The sequence below is a fragment of the Rahnella sp. JUb53 genome, assembly GCF_004346065.1.
GTDB lineage: Bacteria > Pseudomonadota > Gammaproteobacteria > Enterobacterales > Enterobacteriaceae > Rahnella > Rahnella variigena.
The window spans coordinates 519,251-538,854 of record NZ_SLYT01000001.1 but is presented as its reverse complement, the minus strand read 5'-3'; the positions used below and the strand labels follow the sequence as shown (position 1 = coordinate 538,854).

The window sequence follows — 19,604 nt, the reverse complement described above, 5'->3', positions numbered from 1 at the left end:
GATTAATCGAGTGCACCAAACACCCCTAACGCTTCATTCCAGTGCCACCGTTTGTTTTCGTCGTCGGCTAAGCAGATTTCTCCAAACGTTTTACTGACGCGCTCGAGTTCCCAGCCGAAACTCTCTGCCAGACCCTGATAGAGGGTTTCGCAGTTCATCTCCATCCACGGACTGACACCTAGGGCATATTCCTGATCAATGGCCTTAAATCCGCTGCTATCCTTCCAGCCTTCAGTTCCCTCATCCGGTTGTCGAAAACGCGGCTCGTCGCCCTCTTCCTCCAGCCACAGATAATATTGCTGATCGGGTGCTGACTGGCGGAAGGGGGTTCGCTGTTGTAATTCGCCGCACCAGTCGGCGTGATCACGCCACCAGCGGGCGGCATAGTTGTCGCCGCAGGGCTTTCTCCCGAGTAACTCCGGCCATAATCGTCCGTGTTCCATATCGGTCATGCTCAGCAGAGGATCCGTTGTTTCCCGCTCCTGTATGCGGGGAATGGCGCTGAGAGTTTCGTATTCTTCCGGTCGCAGTAAGTCATGCAGATCGTGGCTCGAAAACGCATTGCCGCCGCTTTCAAAACCCGGTTTGCAGTAGGCAGGCGTCTTCTTTCTCAGTGCCTTAACGTTTTTATGCAGGATATGAATATTGGGTTTTTGCGGGACTGACTGGCGATGGCGCTGAACACGTCCGGCGAGCTGGATAAGCGAACGCATGGAACTGGGCTCAGCGATGGCCCAGTCGTAATCATGGTCTCTTCCGATTTCCGCAACAGAAGTCGCGAGCACGACAAAAATATGCTGCTTTTCCGGATGCGCGGCCAAAGCCTTACGCACTTCTTTCACCTGCCAGACAGCGTCTTCGTCATGGCGGATCAGCATCACATCAAGACGGTTTTCGATATGAGCCCGCATCGCCAGCGGATACTGGCTGTGATAGACACAATAATGCAGTTGTATATTTGCCGGAGACGGCGTTGTCATCAGACGTTTTGCCACCGCCACAAGCGGATCGATATTAGCCATACGGACAATACCGACGGTCAGATTTTTGTCTTTGTGATGCGCATTGTGCAGTTCAAGCAAGGACTGATGAACGCGCGCGGACACCGCATTGACTACATCATTCTCACTGGCGCTTTCCGGTGACACCGTGACCAGCGATGCCTGACGCAGCGGACTGGCCTGTTGCAATAAAGGCACCCGTTTTGCCACAAATTCGCGGTGCTGTTGCCCGTAAGATTTGCCGGTCATATGCTGACCTTCCGCGACATTAAATTCATCAAACCACGCGCAGCACACGTTCACCGGCAAACCGGGCTGGCCGCAGGCTTGCTGATACGCTTTCCGCCCTGCGACATACGCACTGAATAATGCCTGCACCAGCGCCGGTGCCAGCGTCGCCGATGAAAGCAACACCCGTGAACCCAGCATTCCCGCCCAGTTCACTAACCGGCACAATGCAGGCAAATCAGCCATATCAAAATCGTCGGGTTCGTCGAGAACCAGATCAGAAGTCAGCAGCCTGAGCATCGGGGCAATCTGATGACCGCCGCGCAGGCTTTCACAGGCAGGCATAAGATGGTCGATCGTCGTCACCAGAACCGGCGCGCTGATGAGTTTCAGGAGAGCGTCTTTACCTTTGAGCCACTGCCCTAACCTGCCGGTATCAACCGAACCGTCGTAACGCACATACTGATGTTCTGCAAAGAGTTCATCCGCAGACTGGCTGCCGGTATTCTTTATCTCGGCTGTATCGTGATGAAGCTGATGCAACTGCTTTACCGCCTGCGAGCCGATCAGCACTGCCAGATCTTCTTTATCGAGATGCAGTTTCTCGCCCAGTGCGTCACCGGTCTGTAGAGTCAGTGTCCGCAGACCAAGCGCGACAGAGAAACGACAACCACGTTTTTCATCCGCCAGCCCGTACATGATCCGCGCATTCGCCAGCGTTTTCCCGCAACCGGTCGAGGCCATATTGACGCCGAAAAATCCCTGCTGGCGGGCGTTTTCCCGCAGTCCGCAGGTTACGTCGAATGCTTTATCCTGCCAGCGAAACGTCTCCTGCTGAGTGCGTTTTTTAAATCCTTTATGCCGCGTGATGGCCGGTAACGTATCCCGCAGATAAGGCAGACTGCGCGCCAGCAACCATGCGTTCTGGCTGACGCCAATATTGTGCTCATCAAGATGTTGTCTGGTGCCGGTGTTGGCAATGGGCGAAAACGCCGGATCCTGCCAGCCCGCTGTAGCATCCAGCGAAGAGTACAAATGGTCAGCCAGCATCAGTACCAGCCGTGCGAGATGGCGGGTAAAACGGTGTTCAGGTGTGATATGAGGCGAAGTAAACAGCGGCAGTTGCAGCGCGCGTGCGGCAAATTTGTGCGCTTTGCTGCGCCATATCGCGCTTTGCATCGGCGTACCATGCGGGAAATGCCAGACAGCGCGTTGTTCTATTGCCGTCCACGGCGCATCCATATTGGTGGAGTTCCAGCACGGCGCAAATTGCTTATCCTGCCAGTGCTGAATATCGGAAAGTTGCGGCGGATTAGTGTAGTTATCGTTTCGACGCGGATAAACCGGCAGGCGGTGATGCGAAACAATCAGCCAGGCCACCAGACGCGCGACCGGCGGCAGACTTTCCAGCGGGCTGTTATAACTGTGGCTGGCATTATTGCGGGCCAGATTTTGTATCATGGCGTATTCGTCTTCAGCACTGACATGCTGCAAACGGGTCAGCCATTGTTCATCGGTCTGCTGGCCGACAAATGCCTGGAATAAACGAACAGACACCCATTCGTGCCTGAACGGTTCAAAGCCTTTCCCCTTCCCGCGGAGCTTATTCTGGAACAACTGACTGGCTTTGCCAAAATCATGAAAAAGCCCGGCGATAGCGGCCAGTAATCCGATAGTCTGCATACTGTGAAAAGCATTTTCGCTGCCGGACTTTACTATATCCCGCTGCGTCGTATTAGTGGGTACCGAGCCTTTATCATTAAACTTACGAATATTTCCGATAACCCAAAGCACTTCTGTCTGATTATTTGATTTGATCCAGTGACAGGCCACCGCCGTATTTCTGCGCGCCGTTCTCTTGAGTATTCGCCTTAATGTATTCAGCCCTTCCATGGTTATCGCCGTTTGCCACGTCCGCTCGCCCTTGCGCTCAGCAAACTGATCGATGATCCGCCGCGTTTCGGTCAGCGCTTTTTTATTACATTCGGATACCAGTAATATATTCATGGTTGCTGGCTTATTTCATGTGCAACGTCCTGCACCGTTTCAATCATAATGTCGAGCGCATCCGCACGCTGGAAATTGCTCAGGCAACGCTGACGAAATTCCTGCTCGTCTTCGCCGTTCATGGCAGCAATAAAAGCCAGTGGCAGGATCAGTGCATCTTTAATTAAGTCTGCGACATCAAATACCAGCCCGCCGCGCCGTGTTTTGCCATGCATGACCGCCAGACCGTGCGGCAGGCCAATAACCCAGACCGCCGTCGCAGCCAGCCCGTACGCCAGATAGTTGCCGTGATCGAGATAACGGTTAGCGACGTCAACACCGCCGCCGCGTTTTGCCCGCGTAAAGTCGCCGTAGCGCGCTGCCGTGGCGGCCAGCTTATATAAGGCTTTTGTCAGCACGGCTTCCTGCGCCATCAGTTCACCCGTGTTCTGGCACTGCGTCAGGCTTTGCTCAAACCGCTGCAACAGGGATTCTGTACGGGCGGTATCCAGCTGGAAAGCGTCTTCTCGAACCATCGTTGCGCTTAACCAGTGTTTACGAATTTGCTCACTGCGCACTTTCTGAAACGCCACTGCGGCGGCCAGCCGTTTCTGTTCATCGAACCAAAAACTGACCCATTGCTGAAGATATTCCGTCGGACGGTATTCACTCTGAGACGTCAGCCAGGAGACATTCACTTCGACTTCATTCGCCGAATAAAGTGGCGTTCCGCCGCCGCCACAGAACCCGACCAGCACACCCGCACGGGCAAATTCGCGCATCGCCGCCTGCGTTACCGACGTCCCGGTTCCCAGCATCACGACAGTGGTATTGGCGATGGGGATATTCCAGTACAGCGACTTGTTGCCTTCTTCCGTAACATATTCAACCCGCCCGCCATTAACCAGCACACGGCAATATTGCAGGTAATAAATATTAGAACGTTTGGAGTGGAGGATCGTTTTTAGCTCAGCAGGCATCAATGCGTTAGTCATTTTGAATTCCCTTCAATTTTAATAACGGGATTAAAATAAACCAATTTTCGGAAACATCAACGCATTAACACATCCATTCATTCATATCTTGAATGTGTTTCATGTAAACATTTCCTGATTTTATTGATTAAAATGTATTAGTGAATTAATAAAGTTGTTTAGGCCATGTATTTATGGCAAGTAGAGGGTTATTTTTCTGCCTGTGCGGCAGTGAACGTAATTTGGATTTCTTGATATTGAACTCTCATTTTCTAAGCTGCCTGACCCGTCCTGAATGGCGTTGACACATTTAACTCATGCACTGAGGAAAACGTGATGACTTTCTCCAGTCGATAAAATTTTGTTGATTATTCAAATCCATGTTTGATAATTTTCTTTGAATAAAAGCATTAATGCTAGGTTTTCCATCCCTTGTTTCTAGTATCTGTGCACAATATATTCGATATGAATATCCAGTAAAACCTAACTCGAAACGAATGACCCGGCGGCGGGTGTCGCCAACAACGAGACTGGCTCCAGCCCCGCCACCAGACCCTCCCAGCAAACTCATACTTGGTATATCCCTGATCGGAAGTTCCCACTCAAAGCCGTTACGTGCGATCCAATGTTTTACATCACGTTCATGGGCATTTTTAAGTGCGGCAGGAAACCCCTTCGTATTCCTTGCAAATGCGTAGCGATACTCTTCCCACCAGGTTTTGAATGTTTGCGATTTTGGGTTTGTTTTGTATAAATCTTTATTATTTGGATTGGTTCCTACGTGGATCCATTTGTCTGTATTAGTATCGAACTTGTACCAATCTACTGTTTCAATCCATTGTAAATCTGGACAATCAATACCTTCGCCAGAAAATGCTCCCATAGAGCGTGACTGGACTTTCAACTTTGCGACCAGATCAAAGTTGTGTCCTATTTTTCCTGAATCTCGTATTGACTTAATGTTGCGTAATTCAAGTTTGTCTACTGTCATTTTTGCTTTCATATTTTTCCATTATTGAATGCCAGGTGTTTACTCCTGGTGTTTGAGCAGTTAGACAAGTCCGGGGTCACTGCCCGGATGCGTCAGTCTGGTTAGAGATAATTTGCGATAGCTACTGTTGCTAAATCAGTCTCTTCGGTAAATGATCCCTCTGAGGTCGCACAAGTGGCTTTGCCTATGCCCGTACTCTCGTAAATTCAAAAGTTTAATGAGATTTTCCCTGTGTTTCTAAGCTGCCTGTCCGGCAGTGAACATGCGCAGGGTGACACTGTGCTCGATGCTAATTTTCTAAGCTGCCTGTCCGGCAGTGAACGTGTTTTCGGTGCGGCTATCTGTCGGCGAATTTTTCTAAGCTGCCTGTCCGGCAGTGAACATTCAACAAAAGTTTTTGATGGTAGTCCGTTTTTTCTAAGCTGTCTGTCCGGCAGTGAACAACCATATGTAGAATGTGGCTTTTCATTATAATTTCTAAGCTGCCTGTCCGGCAGTGAACTAAATACATCTCGAGGTAGGGATAAGAATAAAGTTTCTAAGCTGCCTGTCCGGCAGTGAACACTCAATCCCAACACCTGCCGCCGCCATTTCATTTCTAAGCTGCCTGTCCGGCAGTGAACGCCACAGAGGCGAAGAACAACGCCTTTACAGATTTCTAAGCTGCCTGTCCGGCAGTGAACAGCCTGATGGATACAATAGGGCGTATCTGATATTTCTAAGCTGCCTGTCCGGCAGTGAACACATTCAACGTTCCGTGTTTAATAGGAGTTCATTTCTAAGCTGCCTGTCCGGCAGTGAACTTTGCCATTTATTCTCAATGTCACATCATGATTTTCTAAGCTGCCTGTCCGGCAGTGAACTTGCGCAGGGCGATACGGTGCTCGATGCAAATTTTCTAAGCTGCCTGTCCGGCAGTGAACTATATTCTCGTTATAACGTGCCTCACGTTGATTTTCTAAGCTGCCTGTCCGGCAGTGAACATTATTTAATTCCCACGATTCCCGCCCCTGAGTTTCTAAGCTGCCTGTCCGGCAGTGAACTGAAACTTGCGATGTTTCACCAGTGACAGACATTTCTAAGCTGCCTGTCCGGCAGTGAACTCTGTCGGTGTATTGCACTGACCGGCATCACTTTTCTAAGCTGCCTGTCCGGCAGTGAACTGTTGAGTTTTCAGATTTACGCTTTGAGCTGCAAGAGGTTATCCCTGTTTTGGCAGAAATACCCTCTTTTTTTGATGGATAATTCGGTGATTTAAAATCAATGAGTTAGCGATAGGGTAAAAAAAGAGGGTTAGCTGCAAACATATGAGCTTGCGGGCGTAATTTGAAGATTAATGAGTTATCGGTTCAATGTACTCACTTTCTGAAAATCAATGAGTTGAAGGTTTAAACACAATTATTTGCTTTTTAAAAAGCTAATCTGCTATTTCACACAATTAAGGACTAATGAAATGGCGATCCCCGCTTATTTATGGTTAAAGGATGACAGCGGCACGACAATACGTGGCTCTGTCGATATAACAGGCCGTGAGGGTAGCATTGAGATCCACGGCTTGCATCACGGCGTCTCCATCACCACCGACAACGCCACGGGAAAAGCTACCGCAACCCGTGAACATGCCCCCTATCTTTTCAGCAAAGAAATCGATGCTTCCAGTCCTTACCTTTATAAATCAGTGACCACAGGACAGAAACTTCAGTCAGCCGAAGTTAAATTTTATCGTATCAATGACGCGGGCCAGGAAGTGGAGTACTTCAGAGTTCTGATGGAAGGCGTAAGGATTGTTACCGTCGGGCCGATGATGTTTGACATCAAGTCTTCTTACGGCGAGAAACGCAACCATCTGGAGATGATCGAACTGATTTACGAAAAAATCACCTGGTGCTATATGGATGGAAATATTATTCACTCAGACAGTTGGAATGAGCGTGCAACCGCATAAGGATAAATAGTGATGACATGGAGATATGAGCAAAGTACAGGCAGATTATACAAGGGGAATGAACTGGTCGAGACGGGTTACTCTGGTGTCCTGACCAATAAAAATAACCCAGATCGCCAGCAGGTCAAAGGTATGGGACCACTTCCCCGAGGGACTTATCGAATCGCGGGACATTCTCGCTCTAAAGGCCCGGCAACAGTAATTTTGGAACAAACCTCCGGCGATTCGTTTGGTCGCTCACTGTTTCGGATTCATGGCGAACGCGTCGGTAAGCCTGCAGGTTTCGCCTCCGAGGGTTGCATTATTATGTCTCCCTCAACTCGCTGGAGAGTGATCAGCGAGGGTGGAACCTTAGAGGTTGTACGATGAGGCGATGGGTTCTATTCCTATTACTGTTGTGCATAGCCATGAATTCAATGGCAGCAAATATTGACTGGCCGGCCGCTTTGAAGGGGATTGCTGCCGGAGAACAGGTTTGGCTCGATAAAATTCCCGAACTGGCCGCCGTCGCTGATGTTAACCAATCACAAGACGTCGAAGCTGCTTTATCGTCTGCGCTTTCAACAAATACCGCCGCTGCGCTCAAGACACTTGAGGTTATTGACTCCCACGATTGGCCTCATTTGGTTGGCACTGACCTGGTCTGTATGGGACCCATAAATAAATCAGCAACTGAAATTGAGGCGTTTTATCAAAAAACGCGTCTGTCTTTGCTGAGTACTGATAAAGCGGCAGTTTGCCTTTGGATTCTTGAAGCCACTTATGAGGAGTGGAAAGCAGGCAACGGCAAACTTATAAAGTAATACACGTTCTGTCAAAGGCCGGTCGGCAGACGGGCTTTTTTTAAAATTATCCTACTTGCTGATTACTTTATCTTTCTAAGCTGCCTGTACGGCAGTGAACGTAGCCTGGCTATTTACTGTGAGTTTCTTGTTTTTCTAAGCTGCCTGTACGGCAGTGAACGTTCGTGGACAATGCGAGGCCCCGTTATATGATTTCTAAGCTGCCTGTACGGCAGTGAACCCGTTGAGTTTTCAGATTTACACTTTGAACGGCAAGAGGTTATCCCTGTTTTGGCAGAAATACACTCTTTTTTGTTAGCTTGCGCGCACTAATTAAATCAATGAGTTAGAGAAGGTGAAAAAGGGTCAGTTCGGAGTTGTCATTAATACCCCATCCCAGCCTTCCCCTTCGCAGGGGAAGGAGCCGTTCTCAGGTTTATTTTATTTCGGTATATCGGCTCGGCCAGATGGTTTCGGCTTTTACGCCAATCGCATCAGCGATCAGTCTTTCCCCTTTCGGCCATTTACGGGTTAAGGCGTTTGAGAGCGTCGAAGAGCTTAAACCTGCGCGGCGTGAGACAGCCGCCATTGTTGTGCCCTTCTTTTTGATTGCCGCAATGATATCAGCCTGATGCCAGTCTTTGTTCATACGATCACCTCACCGGAGGCATACAGCGAGCAGCGCAGCATCTCGAACCGTTCCCACAAGATATACGTGATGATCTCTTTTATCTTTCTGTCATGCAGCGTCATCAGTATGAAATTCAGCGCCATGCACTGATCGCAAAGTTCATCGGGTTCGAGATCGGCGTAATCAAATAAGCCGTCGTCCATCGGGATCCCCAAATTCTTGCGGTGCTCGGGGATGGGTTGCGATAACGTCGCTTCAAGGTATTCAAGCTCGTTTTGCAGCATGATGCAAAGTCTGTCCTGCGAACCTCTGTTTTGCGGGTTCACCAGCGCATTCGCCAGCAAACGACAGCGATCGGTGAGTGTCCAGGAATCGGGGGATGTTTCGTTGGTGTGAGTTGTCATGTCATTGGCTCCAGTTGAGGCGTTACGTTACCACCGGAGTTCCTAAGCTCATGGGTGGTAACTCAGACGAGGTTAGGAATCGGAAAACTGGAAACCGACCAGCCCTAAGGCTGCCCCGTCTGAGCCACCAATTGATATTACAAAAGTGATAAAAAATCCACTTTTCAATCGATATGGCGAAGCGACACGCATTTTCTTTTGCGTTTCAGTTTACCGGGTTCCTAAGCCCGACTGCGGATTTTGCCGCAGCGAGCAGACAATAACTGGATACCCACACATTAAAAATGGGCAAATCGCGCAGATGAGATACTGCTTACAAGGAGTTTTTATGGTTTGCAGTAAGTTGCAAGCGGCTGCCTGTACGGCAGTGAACTACGCTCGGTGAGAGTGTCGTCTCTGATCTCTTTTCTAAGCTGCCTGTACGGCAGTGAACTTAAGCCAGATTTGTGGGATGCCGGCATTGATTTTCTAAGCTGCCTGTACGGCAGTGAACAGCCAGTTACCCGGAGCACGAACGCGAAGCCATTTCTAAGCTGCCTGTACGGCAGTGAACTCTCAGCTTTCCTTCTATGACCGTATTATCACTTTCTAAGCTGCCTGTACGGCAGTGAACGCTGGAATACTGCCCATTTGGGAGGGTCAGCATTTCTAAGCTGCCTGTACGGCAGTGAACCGAGTTTCATATTATCCATAATTGGCACAATATTTCTAAGCTGCCTGTACGGCAGTGAACAAACCGCACACCGAAGCGGGAAAAATGATTGCTTTCTAAGCTGCCTGTACGGCAGTGAACGCCACCGCCTTATTGAGCACCATTTTCTTACATTTCTAAGCTGCCTGTACGGCAGTGAACCCTGACATTAGCGATAACTTCGGCATCGACGGTTTCTAAGCTGCCTGTACGGCAGTGAACCGTTGGGTTTTAAGGGTGACGCTTTGAAGTGCAAAAGATTATCCCTGTTTGGGGAGAAATACCCTCTTTTTCTGAGAGGTTTACTGAGTATGTGAAATCAATGAGTTAGCGGAGGCGCAAAAAAGAGGGTCAGCTCGGAGATGCCATTAATACCCCATCCCAGCCTTCCCCTTCGCAGGGGAAGGAGCAAGACAACACCCTTCCGCATTGGATTTTGGGAAAGAAACAGAACGAAGGTTTTATTCGATCGGGAATGGCGTGATCAAAAATCTTGCTGAACGGAGCGGCTTCGAGACCTATGGCTCGAAGACCGAGAGAAGGCATCGCGGAGCGACAAGATTTTGCGCCACAGGCTGCGGTGAAAGAACATGTCCGTCGTGCCTGCGATAGCGCGCAGTGAAAAGAGCGTGGAGTCCAGAGGCCCGCGCGACTGCGGGTCTCTGGGCCTGTGTGGGCGGCGAGCCCACGACCTTGACTTTAAAGACTTAAATCTTAGTAACGCTATCAACCAGCGCCATTTCCTCACTACTCAACAACTTCTCAATATCCACCAGAATCAACATCCGGTCGCCGAGCGAACCCAGCCCCGTCAGGTATTCCGTCGACATGGTCACCGCGAATTCCGGCGCCGGACGGATCTGATCCTGGCTCAGCGACAGCACGTCGGATACGCCGTCTACCACGATCCCGACGACGCGGTTTTCGAAGTTCAGCACGATCACCACGGTGTTTTCATTGTAAATCACATCTTCCTGCGCGAACTTCACACGCAGGTCGAGGATAGGCACGATAACGCCGCGCAGGTTGGTGACACCTTTAATAAACGCAGGCGTGTTAGCAATGCGGGTTACCTGATCGTAACCGCGGATTTCCTGCACTTTCAGGATATCGATGCCGTATTCTTCGTCGCCTAAAGTAAAGATCAGAAATTCCTGACCTACTGTTTCACCCGCAATTTTTGCCACGGTTGCAAGTCCTGCCATGTTGTTCACCTTTGCTTTTATCTTTTAATCGGCCTGAGTTTTTCACACCCGGCGACATTGCGGTCACCGGAAGCGTTGCTGGTTATGCGGCAGAGACGCCCGTTGCCAGTTTGTCGCGGTTCAGCGACTGCAAGGCAGACACATCCACGATCAATGCCACACTGCCGTCGCCCAAAATGGTGGCGGCGGAAATGCCAGGCACTTTGCGATAGTTACTTTCCAGGTTTTTCACCACCACCTGATGCTGACCAATCAGTTGATCAACCAGCAAGGCGTAGCGACGGCCTGCACTTTGTAAAATCACAACAATGGCCTGTGTGGCTTCGGTTTTGGCCTCTTTCACATCGAAGACGTTGTAGAGCTCAACCAGCGGCAGGTACTCACCACGCACCTGCAGAACACGCTCGCCACCGGCCAGCGGATGCAAATCTTCAGCCAGCGGTTGCAGCGATTCCATGACGGCATTCAGCGGCAGAATAAAGACTTCTTCGCCCACTTTAACGGACATGCCGTCGAGAATGGCCAGCGTCAGCGGCAGCAGAATACGGATGGTCGTGCCTTTCCCCTGCTGGGAATGGATTTCAACATGGCCGCCCATTTCCTGGATGTTACGTTTCACGACGTCCATGCCGACGCCGCGACCAGAAACATCCGTGACTTTTTCTGCGGTCGAGAACCCGGCAGCGAAGATCAACATGCCTACTTCTTCATCGCTCATGTTTTCGCTGACGTTCATGCCCTGCGACGCGGCTTTCGCCAGAATACGTTCGCGGTTCAGACCGGCACCGTCATCAATGACCTCGATGCAGATATTCCCGCCCTGATGTTCAGCAGAAAGCGTCAGGTTACCGGTCGGCTCTTTGCCGTTGGCAATACGCACTTCCGGTGTTTCCACACCGTGATCCAGACTGTTACGCACCAGGTGCGTTAACGGGTCGATGATGCGTTCGATCAGGCTCTTATCCAGTTCGGTAGAGCTGCCGAGCAGGGTCAGTTCGATTTGCTTATTCAGTTTGCTGGCGAGATCGCGCACCAGACGCGGGAAGCGGCTGAACACGAATTCCATCGGCATCATACGAATCGACATTACCGATTCCTGCAAATCACGGGCGTTGCGCTCAAGCTGTCCCATGCTGTTGAGCAGGTCGCTGTGAACTACCGGATCCAGCAAATCGGAACGTTGCGCCAGCATCGACTGAGTGATCACCAGTTCGCCGACCAGGTTGATCAGCTGATCCACTTTTTCGACGGCGACACGAATACTGGTCGATTCAGCGGCTTTTGGCGCACGGGCTTTCGCCGGTTCGCTGTTAGGCACGGCAGTCAGAACCGGTGCCGGACGCACGGCGACGGCGGCGCTTTCAGTGACAGCCGGGGCTGGCGCAGGTGCGGATTCAGCAACCGCAGGCACAGCGGCCTGTGTGAAACTGATTTGCTCCGGTTCCAGCACAAAACACAGCACCGCAATAATGTCGTCTTCGGTCACCGTAGTGATAAGCGTGGCTTCCACGCTGTCTGCGGTCTGAACCGGATCTTTGATTTCGCCAAGATTGCCCAGCTCTTCGAGCATGACAGGCACTTCCTGCGTTTTCAGGCCGGACAGGCGGACACGCATCCCGCCTTTCGCCGCAGGCGTTGCTGCCGCGACGGGCGCAGCCGCTGCGGGTTCATCTTCCACCACGTGAAGTTCCGGCGCAGGTTCGCGTTCTTCCTGCGCGTCGAGGGCCAGTTGTCTCAGGGCTGCACAGATATATTCAAAGCTTTCTGCATCAGGATCCCGGGAGGATTTATAGGCGTCGAGTTGCTCCTGCATAATGTCTTTTGTTTCCAGAAACAGGTTGATGATGTCGGTGCTCAGGCTCATTTCAGCGCGACGCGCACCGTCGAGCAGGTTTTCCAGTAAGTGGGTCGTTTCCTGCAAAACCGTAAATCCAAACGTTGCCGCCCCGCCTTTGATTGAGTGCGCTGCGCGGAAAATCGCATTGAGCTGCTCAACATCTGGCGCCTGCGGATCAAGTAACAACAGATGTTGTTCCATGTCCGCCAGCAGCTCGTCTGCTTCATCAAAAAATGTCTGATAAAAATCAGTAATATCCATGCTCACGTGATCACCTCTGCTGTGAATCGCGGCTTGTTAATGTGTCGCAGGTGCCGTGCCTGCCGCGACAGCCGGAGCTGCCGTCGCAGGTTGAGCGCCTGCCGGTGGTGTCACTGGCGTCTGCGTCTCAATCCCGGGTATTGATGGTGCCTGTAATTGTGATGGTGCTGGTGCTGCTGATGAATCAGGTACCGCAGGTGCAGCCGGAGCCGGGCTCATTTTTGGCGCCAGCGCCGGTGCCGTCTGACGTCCCGGCACAGCTTTTTGCAGTTCGCCGGCGTCACTGATAGTGATCGCTTCACCCTCGCTGTTTTCACGTTCAATCGCTTCTTCAGCATGTTTGTTCAGAACTAAAATGCTGATACGGCGGTTAATCGCGTCACCCGCCGGATGGTTTTTTAACTGCATGGTGGATCCCATGCCCATCACGCGCAGAACTTTACCTTCACTGAGTCCGCCGATAATCATTTCGCGACGTGAAGCATTTGCGCGATCTGTCGAGAGCTCCCAGTTGCTGTACCCGCGTTCGCCCTGCGCATACGGCATATCGTCCGTATGGCCTGCAAGACTGATTTTATTCGGAAAATCATCCAGCACCGGCCCGATAGCGCGCAGAATATCGCGCATATACGGCTCGACAATCGCGCTGCCCAGCTGGAACATCGGACGATTTTTGCTATCAATAATCTGGATGCGCAAACCCTGTTCGGTCAGGTTAATCATCAGATGCGGACGCAAATCTTTCAGCCGCGGGTCAGACGCCAGCATGTCTTCGAGTTTCTGCTGCAAGCGTTGTAAATCACCGGCCTCACGTTTGCTCTCGCCCTGCGACTGATCCATTTTGTGCACTTCGCCGTCCTGCACGGTCGGGTCTTCCCCGCCGCCCGGGATCGGGCTGGTCGCATCACTGCTGCGCGGCCCGCCGGTTATCGCCACCGCCAGCGGTGTACGAAAGTATTCGGCAATTTGTACCAGTTCTTTAGGGCTGGAGATCGAAATCAGCCACATCACCAGGAAGAAAGCCATCATCGCTGTCATAAAGTCAGCGTAAGCAATCTTCCACGAACCGCCGTGATGCCCTCCGCCGTGCTTGTTCTTTTTCTTACGGACAACAACGATTGGATGGCTTTGATGCTTCATACTTTTTCTTCTTCAGTTTGTTTCTGACCCGGCGACTTAACCTGGCGAACGTGCTCCTCCAGTTCGATGAAGGAAGGACGTTCAGAGGTGTACAGCGTCTTACGGCCAAACTCGACGGCGATTTGTGGCGCATAACCATTGATGCTGGAAAGCAATGTCACTTTGATGCATTGCATCATCTTGGCGTTTTCCGCGCTTTTCTGGCGCAGAACGCTGGCAAGCGGAGAAATAAACCCGTATGCCAGAAGGATACCGAGGAAGGTCCCGACCATCGCATGCGCAATCAGCGCACCGAGTTCAGCCGCCGGACGATCCGCCGCCGCCAGGGTATGAACGATGCCCATCACCGCTGCGACGATACCGAAAGCCGGGAGTGAATCACCGACCAGCGCCAGGCTGTTGGCAGGCACTTCGCTTTCGTGCTCGTAGGTTTCGATTTCTTCATCCATCAATGCTTCGATTTCAAAAGCATTCATGTTGCCGCTCACCATCAGGCGCAGATAATCCGTCAGATATTCGACTAAATGCTTATCGGCAAGGATGCGCGGATAATTAGCGAAAATGTCGCTTTCGTTGGGATTGTCGATGTCATTTTCCAGCGACAGCATCCCCTGCTGACGTGATTTCGCCAGTAAGCGGTACAGCAACGCCATCAGATCCATATACAACGCTTTGTTGTATTTCGATGCGCGGAACAACTGAGGCAGCGCGCGCATTGTGGATTTAATCGCTTTTCCGTTGTTACCCACGAAAAAGGCACCGATGCCTGCACCGCCGATGATGAGTAATTCTGCGGGTTGGTATAACGCGCCCAGTTCACCGCCGACGAGCATGAAACCGCCGAACACTGAGCCCAACACCACGATGTAACCTATTATCACTAGCACGATGAATCCTTAATTCGATGTGGTTTTAGGGCGAGGAAAAGCGCGACGCCATGATTCTGCCGAGGTTTATGCCGCTAAGACGTGCATAAACGGTGCCAGTAATGACTGAGATATTCGGGGGGGAAATGATGAGCGGTGTTACCACCGCTCAGAACGACTTACTGCAACCCAATCATCTCAGACAGCGCGCTTGACCTGTTCGTCCAGCTCTTGAGATGTTATATCGGCAACCTGCGGGGAAAGTTTACGTTTTTTTACTGCTCGGGATGGGGGCTGGCAAAGACTGCAAACAAACCCGTGACGGGGCTGGTGTGCATGGGTAATAAATGAACCGTCACAGCAGTTACACGCAGAGAGTTGCAACATGCCGCTGTCGACAAAACGGACCAGTGTCCACGCACGTGTCAGCGCGAGGATCGGCGCTTCACCGGGTTGTTCAGGACATTGTTCAAGATACAGACGGTAAGCTTTAATCACCGCTTCCACCCCATTACAATGCCCGCTCTTTAAGAGGAAAGAGTACGCGTTGTAAAACATGGAAGAATGAATGTTTTGTTCCCAGGTCATAAACCAGTCAGTAGAGAACGGCAACATTCCTTTCGGCGGAGGACTTCCACGCAGTTCTTTGTACAGTTTGATCAGCCGGCCACGACTTAATTGCGTTTCGCTTTCCAGCATCTGTAGCCGGGCACCCAGCGTAATCAGTTCCATGGCAAGCTGAATGTCGCGTGCTTCCTGAACGATACTTTTTTCTGCCGGTTTGGTTAACCCATCTTTCCCAGACATAGCTACGCCCTTTTCTTCATCGCGCCGCTATCTTTCGCAGCCAGACCTTTGAGCAAATGACTCGACAACAGAATGCCGGTATGGATTTGCTGCAGGTCATCCACGCGCGATTCTTGTGTCAGGCGTTCAATCGTTTTGCTGTCATCAAAGCGGAACTGACACAAAAGCTGGTTCGTTTCAGCTAATTTCACCATCTGTGGCAACGTGAGCTGGCCAAGTGTGTCTGCCATGACGTCATCAATTCCCAACCGGAACATCGCTGAGGCTTTTTCGTCGTTAATCAAACGCTGCGCCAACAGTAAATATGACAGGTTGATATCATATATGTGCTTAAGCAATTCGGACATTCTGTTCTACCCCATTACCGATGCCACTTTTAAAGGTGGCTGATTGATAGACATATTCCATGCAGCGAGAGTTTCACCCGGCGTGACAGGAGTATTTTTTACTATCAAAACAATTGGATCATTGGCTGCTTAATAAATCCTGCGATGAAAATTAGATTTATCCCGCGGTATTTACTTCACCGCCAATACAAAGTTGTTCCTGATGTAAACTAAATTAATTGTGACAATTGCACTGCTAAGTATTAGTGAAACACTTTAGTTTTGGTGTACTGGCAGGGTCCGTTGCTGTGATGGCGTGTCATTCAGTGAAACGCTTTTACATACATTATTAGGAATTATCTTACTACGACGCAACTCTAACCCCGTTCCCTTTACACATACAATCTTGCCGTGGACGAATTTTGAATAAAGTGTGACGAACATCACACTTTTAAAATTTATTTTGTCTCCAAAAGTGCAATTTATCGTGAGAATTTGCGCAGATTTAAGTCAAAAGTAAAAAACCATCTAAAAAGCTGTCTTCAAACTGTCTTTTTTCGCCATTTTTAGATCATTTTGTACAAAGACCACCTAAAGCCAAATGATTAGCACACGCAGCAATTAATCATAGTTCATGCAGTGTTATATGCTGCAAATTTCAAATAGCGTGATCATTGTGATAATAATGCGCAACCCAGTCAGGGCGGGGCGTTTCGGGGAGTTATCTGAAAAAATGGTGTTTAAAATAAGGACGAATTGTTCTGAAATCGTGAGCAACCACGTGGTTTCAAAAGTAAAAAGACAATGATTGTAATAATTTGTTACTTCGCAGGAAGAATCATCCAGTCATCTGACCAGATTGATAAGGAGAAGTGATGAAACAGCGGATTTTTGCCGTGCTTACCTATCGGCAACTGTTCAGAAAAACTTTAATGATTGGGCTTAAAAAAGTGGTTTGTGCGGTGCAAGCGTAAATTAACAGCTCAAGAATAGGATTTTTATTACCTAACCAGCATCCCACGCCAGAACCCCCCCCATGAAATACGCATAAGACACATTTTTAACGGAGATAATTAAAGGTATAAGTGAATAACCGGAGGAACGGAAGGTCATTAACTTGTCTTATTAGTGAAATATACGACTGCGGATACTTTTGAAGGGTGATTACTTTCATTCAAAGTAACGGGGGATGTCATTGTGTGTTAATCCAGCTGAATAAAAAAAGCCTGCCGATATTTCAGGCAGGCCATAACTTATTATTATTCAAAAACGATTTAACGATTAAAAAGGCATAGATTGCGGGTCCGGATACTGATACTCAAAACCGAGTTCTTTGCAGATCCGCTCGCCATCCACGATTTTGCCCTTTCCTGCTGAACCTTCTTCAGCAAAGGTCGGCGGTTGCAGCCCCATTTGTCTTGCCAGTGCCGGATAGTAATCCGCTTTCGCCGGATGCTTCGGTGCACATAAGTTAAAGATATGCCCGCCTTTCGGCCGGCTGAGCAATAAAGCAATTGCCGCCACTACGTCATCCTGATGGACCAGATTGACCCCGTGGTGACCGCCTTTCACCCCGGTCTTACCCGCCATGAAACGGCCGGGATGGCGATCTCCCCCCACCAGACCTGCCAGACGCAGTACATCAACGGACGTATTAGGCAGTCCGTGGAACCAGTTCTCCAGCTCTTTAAGGACTTTGCCGCTGGCTGTCACCGGCTCGAGAAGAGAATCTTCCCGCACCACGCCCTCTCTTTCGCCGTATACCGACGTCGAACTGGTGAAAATAATCCGTTTCACGTTATGCGCCAGCGCACTGTCGGTTAACTGCTGCACCGCCTGGAAATAAAGTTCACTGCCCTCCACGGTCCGGCGCGCGGGCAGAGTGATAATCAGGGCATCCACATTAAGAAGACGATCGAGATCTTCCGCTTCGCATTCCATTTCTGGTGTGAAAACCAGCGGGAAGCATTCGATCCCCACCATTCTTGCAGCGTCCACGCCATCCAGCGTCGTTTTGCTGCCCACGACATCGTAGCCTTTTGCAGCCAGCGCCATCGCCAGTGGCATTCCCAGCCAGCCCAGTCCGATAATCGAAACCTTCTTCATACTTTGCTCCATTTGTTCAGAGGCACCTGGTATCACATCACCAACTGCTGATATCTTCCTTTATACTAGCAAAGGTCGCCTTTTCCCCGTTCAGTCTGCGTAAGGTTTTCTTGGTGTCTGTTAACAGATTATTCAAAAATCAGATGAAAACCCTGCGGCTGATAAGAAAAACTCATCATCGGAAAAAAAGGTTGCGCTGTTGCCGCCCGATAGTTTAGTTTTATTGGCAACGAATTTGATATGTGTGGCGAATGATTCAAATTGAATCACGCGGCATCTGAATCACTGAATAGAGACACTGACATGACAAACGTTCTGATTAACCACCATCATCACCATCACCCTGACTAGTCTTTCAGGCGATTGGTGCTGGGAGACTGTTTAGATCTTCCAGTGGCGCAGAACGCAGAGATAGCCCCCGGAAGATTTCTTCCGGGGGCTTTTTTTTTGGCCTGACGGATTGAAGTTAAAGAATTTTAAACAAAACGATTTATATAAATAATTGAGAAACTGAGGTCATCATGCTGGATAAAACACGTTTACGGATAGCAATGCAGAAGTCGGGTCGCCTGAGCGATGAATCACGCGAATTACTGGCGCGCTGTGGCATCAAAATCAACCTGCAGGAACAGCGCCTGATCGCTTTCGCTGAGAACATGCCCATCGACATTTTGCGTGTCCGTGATGACGATATCCCGGGACTGGTGATGGACGGTGTGGTGGATCTGGGGATCATCGGCGAAAACGTACTCGAAGAAGAGCTGCTGAGCCGTCGCGCTCAGGGCGAAGACCCACGTTACTTTACCCTGCGTCGCCTGGATTTCGGCGGCTGCCGTTTGTCTCTGGCAACGCCGCTGGACACCGAATATACCGGTCCGCAAAGTTTGCAAAACGCCCGTATCGCGACGTCTTATCCGCACCTGCTCAAGCAATACCTCGATAAAAAAGGCGTCGATTTCAAATCTTGTCTGCTGAACGGTTCTGTTGAAGTCGCACCGCGTGCCGGCCTGTCTGATGCGATTTGCGACCTGGTGTCTACCGGCGCAACGCTGGAAGCCAACGGACTGCGCGAAGTTGAAGTGATTTACCGCTCCAAAGCCTGTCTGATCCAGCGCGATGGCGAAATGCCGCAAGAGAAACAACTGCTGATCGACAAAATGATGACCCGTATTCAGGGCGTTATTCAGGCTCGCGAATCCAAATACATTATGTTGCACGCGCCAAGTGAGCGTCTGGACGAAATCGTTGCCCTGCTGCCGGGTGCTGAGCGTCCGACGATTCTGCCGCTGGCAGGCGATCAGCAGCGCGTGGCCATGCACATGGTCAGCAGCGAAACCTTGTTCTGGGAAACCATGGAGAAACTGAAAGCGCTGGGCGCCAGCTCAATTCTGGTTCTGCCAATCGAAAAAATGATGGAGTAAGC

At 50.3% G+C, this 19,604-nt stretch carries 16 protein-coding genes, 3 CRISPR repeat arrays and 1 other annotated feature; of the genes, 4 read left to right on the top strand and 12 right to left on the bottom strand.

Translation table 11 applies throughout. The annotated features are described in order from the left end of the window. Positions 1 to 2: 2 nt before the first annotated feature. From cas3f to EC840_RS02570, 3 genes are all read right to left on the bottom strand, one after another. Positions 3 to 3,236, bottom strand: coding sequence for a type I-F CRISPR-associated helicase Cas3f (gene cas3f / locus EC840_RS02580; protein ID WP_132963908.1), 3,234 nt, complete (start codon positions 3,234 to 3,236; stop codon positions 3 to 5). Then, on the bottom strand, positions 3,233 to 4,210 hold the full coding sequence (cas1f, locus tag EC840_RS02575; RefSeq protein ID WP_129638680.1) for a type I-F CRISPR-associated endonuclease Cas1f: 978 nt from the start codon (positions 4,208 to 4,210) through the stop codon (positions 3,233 to 3,235). The genes cas3f and cas1f overlap by 4 nt, the downstream gene beginning before the upstream one ends. A 289-nt stretch (positions 4,211 to 4,499) precedes the next feature. Continuing rightward, positions 4,500 to 5,192 carry a hypothetical protein gene (locus tag EC840_RS02570; protein WP_132963907.1) on the bottom strand — a complete coding sequence of 231 codons (693 nt, stop codon included), beginning with the start codon at positions 5,190 to 5,192 and terminating at the stop codon, positions 4,500 to 4,502. A gap of 222 nt (positions 5,193 to 5,414) precedes the next feature. Then, positions 5,415 to 6,343: a CRISPR direct-repeat array (repeat unit 28 nt; unit sequence TTTCTAAGCTGCCTGTCCGGCAGTGAAC). 290 nt (positions 6,344 to 6,633) lie between these two features. Between EC840_RS02570 and tssD the strand changes: the two genes are divergently transcribed. From tssD to EC840_RS02555, 3 genes are read left to right on the top strand one after another with little or no spacing between them, the layout of a single operon-like run. Beyond that, on the top strand, positions 6,634 to 7,125 hold the full coding sequence (gene tssD / locus EC840_RS02565) for a type VI secretion system tube protein TssD (RefSeq protein WP_132963906.1): 492 nt from the start codon (positions 6,634 to 6,636) through the stop codon (positions 7,123 to 7,125). Positions 7,126 to 7,137: 12 nt separating this feature from the next. Continuing rightward, positions 7,138 to 7,494 (top strand): tlde1 domain-containing protein, encoded by a 357-nt coding sequence (locus EC840_RS02560; protein ID WP_129639436.1) that lies wholly within the window; start codon positions 7,138 to 7,140, stop codon positions 7,492 to 7,494. A 47-nt stretch (positions 7,495 to 7,541) separates the two neighbouring features. Further along, complete coding sequence (locus EC840_RS02555; RefSeq protein ID WP_243701000.1) at positions 7,542 to 7,928, top strand: hypothetical protein; 387 nt, start codon at positions 7,542 to 7,544, stop codon at positions 7,926 to 7,928. Between the two features lie 72 nt (positions 7,929 to 8,000). Beyond that, a CRISPR array of direct repeats spans positions 8,001 to 8,148; the repeat unit is 28 nt; unit sequence TTTCTAAGCTGCCTGTACGGCAGTGAAC. Positions 8,149 to 8,343: 195 nt separating this feature from the next. Here the strand turns inward: EC840_RS02555 and EC840_RS02550 are convergent. The 9 genes from EC840_RS02550 to EC840_RS02510 form a co-directional block, all read right to left on the bottom strand. Next, positions 8,344 to 8,556, bottom strand: a complete 213-nt coding sequence (locus EC840_RS02550) for a helix-turn-helix transcriptional regulator (RefSeq protein WP_112291468.1) — start codon at positions 8,554 to 8,556, stop codon at positions 8,344 to 8,346. Further along, positions 8,553 to 8,942: a hypothetical protein gene (locus EC840_RS25340; protein WP_132963904.1), complete on the bottom strand. Its 390-nt coding sequence runs from the start codon at positions 8,940 to 8,942 to the stop codon at positions 8,553 to 8,555. Before EC840_RS25340 ends, EC840_RS02550 begins: the two co-directional genes overlap by 4 nt. A 345-nt stretch (positions 8,943 to 9,287) precedes the next feature. Beyond that, positions 9,288 to 9,855: a CRISPR direct-repeat array (repeat unit 28 nt; unit sequence TTTCTAAGCTGCCTGTACGGCAGTGAAC). A 485-nt stretch (positions 9,856 to 10,340) separates the two neighbouring features. Next, positions 10,341 to 10,838 carry a chemotaxis protein CheW gene (gene cheW, locus EC840_RS02540; protein ID WP_013575095.1) on the bottom strand — a complete coding sequence of 166 codons (498 nt, stop codon included), beginning with the start codon at positions 10,836 to 10,838 and terminating at the stop codon, positions 10,341 to 10,343. Between the two features lie 82 nt (positions 10,839 to 10,920). Continuing rightward, complete coding sequence (gene cheA / locus EC840_RS02535) at positions 10,921 to 12,936, bottom strand: chemotaxis protein CheA (protein ID WP_205951147.1); 2,016 nt, start codon at positions 12,934 to 12,936, stop codon at positions 10,921 to 10,923. Between the two features lie 36 nt (positions 12,937 to 12,972). After that, positions 12,973 to 14,076 carry a flagellar motor protein MotB gene (gene motB / locus EC840_RS02530; RefSeq protein WP_112291024.1) on the bottom strand — a complete coding sequence of 368 codons (1,104 nt, stop codon included), beginning with the start codon at positions 14,074 to 14,076 and terminating at the stop codon, positions 12,973 to 12,975. Continuing rightward, positions 14,073 to 14,963, bottom strand: coding sequence for a flagellar motor stator protein MotA (gene motA, locus EC840_RS02525; RefSeq protein WP_112291022.1), 891 nt, complete (start codon positions 14,961 to 14,963; stop codon positions 14,073 to 14,075). The genes motB and motA overlap by 4 nt, the downstream gene beginning before the upstream one ends. A gap of 177 nt (positions 14,964 to 15,140) precedes the next feature. Beyond that, a complete protein-coding gene (gene flhC / locus EC840_RS02520; protein WP_112291020.1) occupies positions 15,141 to 15,749 on the bottom strand; it encodes a flagellar transcriptional regulator FlhC in 609 nt (202 codons plus the stop codon). 2 nt (positions 15,750 to 15,751) lie between these two features. Next, positions 15,752 to 16,096, bottom strand: coding sequence for a flagellar transcriptional regulator FlhD (gene flhD / locus EC840_RS02515; RefSeq protein WP_101078669.1), 345 nt, complete (start codon positions 16,094 to 16,096; stop codon positions 15,752 to 15,754). A gap of 1,260 nt (positions 16,097 to 17,356) precedes the next feature. Beyond that, entirely contained in the window at positions 17,357 to 18,181 is an 825-nt protein-coding gene (locus tag EC840_RS02510; protein ID WP_129638672.1) for an SDR family oxidoreductase, read from the bottom strand. Positions 18,182 to 18,507: 326 nt separating this feature from the next. After that, positions 18,508 to 18,629: a sequence feature (His leader region), on the top strand. A 73-nt stretch (positions 18,630 to 18,702) separates the two neighbouring features. Between EC840_RS02510 and hisG the strand changes: the two genes are divergently transcribed. Beyond that, positions 18,703 to 19,602 (top strand): ATP phosphoribosyltransferase, encoded by a 900-nt coding sequence (gene hisG, locus EC840_RS02505; RefSeq protein WP_013575087.1) that lies wholly within the window; start codon positions 18,703 to 18,705, stop codon positions 19,600 to 19,602. Positions 19,603 to 19,604 lie beyond the last annotated feature (2 nt).

Bases quoted from the DNA above. Each gene is read 5' to 3' on its own strand.
- tssD (WP_132963906.1), top strand. From the start codon at position 6,634: ATGGCGATCCCCGCTTATTTATGGTTAAAGGATGACAGCGGCACGACA.
- cheA (WP_205951147.1), bottom strand. From the start codon at position 12,936: ATGGATATTACTGATTTTTATCAGACATTTTTTGATGAAGCAGACGAG.
- hisG (WP_013575087.1), top strand. From the start codon at position 18,703: ATGCTGGATAAAACACGTTTACGGATAGCAATGCAGAAGTCGGGTCGC.
- flhC (WP_112291020.1), bottom strand. From the start codon at position 15,749: ATGTCTGGGAAAGATGGGTTAACCAAACCGGCAGAAAAAAGTATCGTT.
- EC840_RS02510 (WP_129638672.1), bottom strand. From the start codon at position 18,181: ATGAAGAAGGTTTCGATTATCGGACTGGGCTGGCTGGGAATGCCACTG.
- cas1f (WP_129638680.1), bottom strand. From the start codon at position 4,210: ATGACTAACGCATTGATGCCTGCTGAGCTAAAAACGATCCTCCACTCC.
- motB (WP_112291024.1), bottom strand. From the start codon at position 14,076: ATGAAGCATCAAAGCCATCCAATCGTTGTTGTCCGTAAGAAAAAGAAC.
- EC840_RS02560 (WP_129639436.1), top strand. From the start codon at position 7,138: ATGACATGGAGATATGAGCAAAGTACAGGCAGATTATACAAGGGGAAT.
- cheW (WP_013575095.1), bottom strand. From the start codon at position 10,838: ATGGCAGGACTTGCAACCGTGGCAAAAATTGCGGGTGAAACAGTAGGT.
- cas3f (WP_132963908.1), bottom strand. From the start codon at position 3,236: ATGAATATATTACTGGTATCCGAATGTAATAAAAAAGCGCTGACCGAA.
- EC840_RS02555 (WP_243701000.1), top strand. From the start codon at position 7,542: ATGGCAGCAAATATTGACTGGCCGGCCGCTTTGAAGGGGATTGCTGCC.
- EC840_RS02550 (WP_112291468.1), bottom strand. From the start codon at position 8,556: ATGAACAAAGACTGGCATCAGGCTGATATCATTGCGGCAATCAAAAAG.
- EC840_RS25340 (WP_132963904.1), bottom strand. From the start codon at position 8,942: ATGACAACTCACACCAACGAAACATCCCCCGATTCCTGGACACTCACC.
- flhD (WP_101078669.1), bottom strand. From the start codon at position 16,096: ATGTCCGAATTGCTTAAGCACATATATGATATCAACCTGTCATATTTA.
- EC840_RS02570 (WP_132963907.1), bottom strand. From the start codon at position 5,192: ATGAAAGCAAAAATGACAGTAGACAAACTTGAATTACGCAACATTAAG.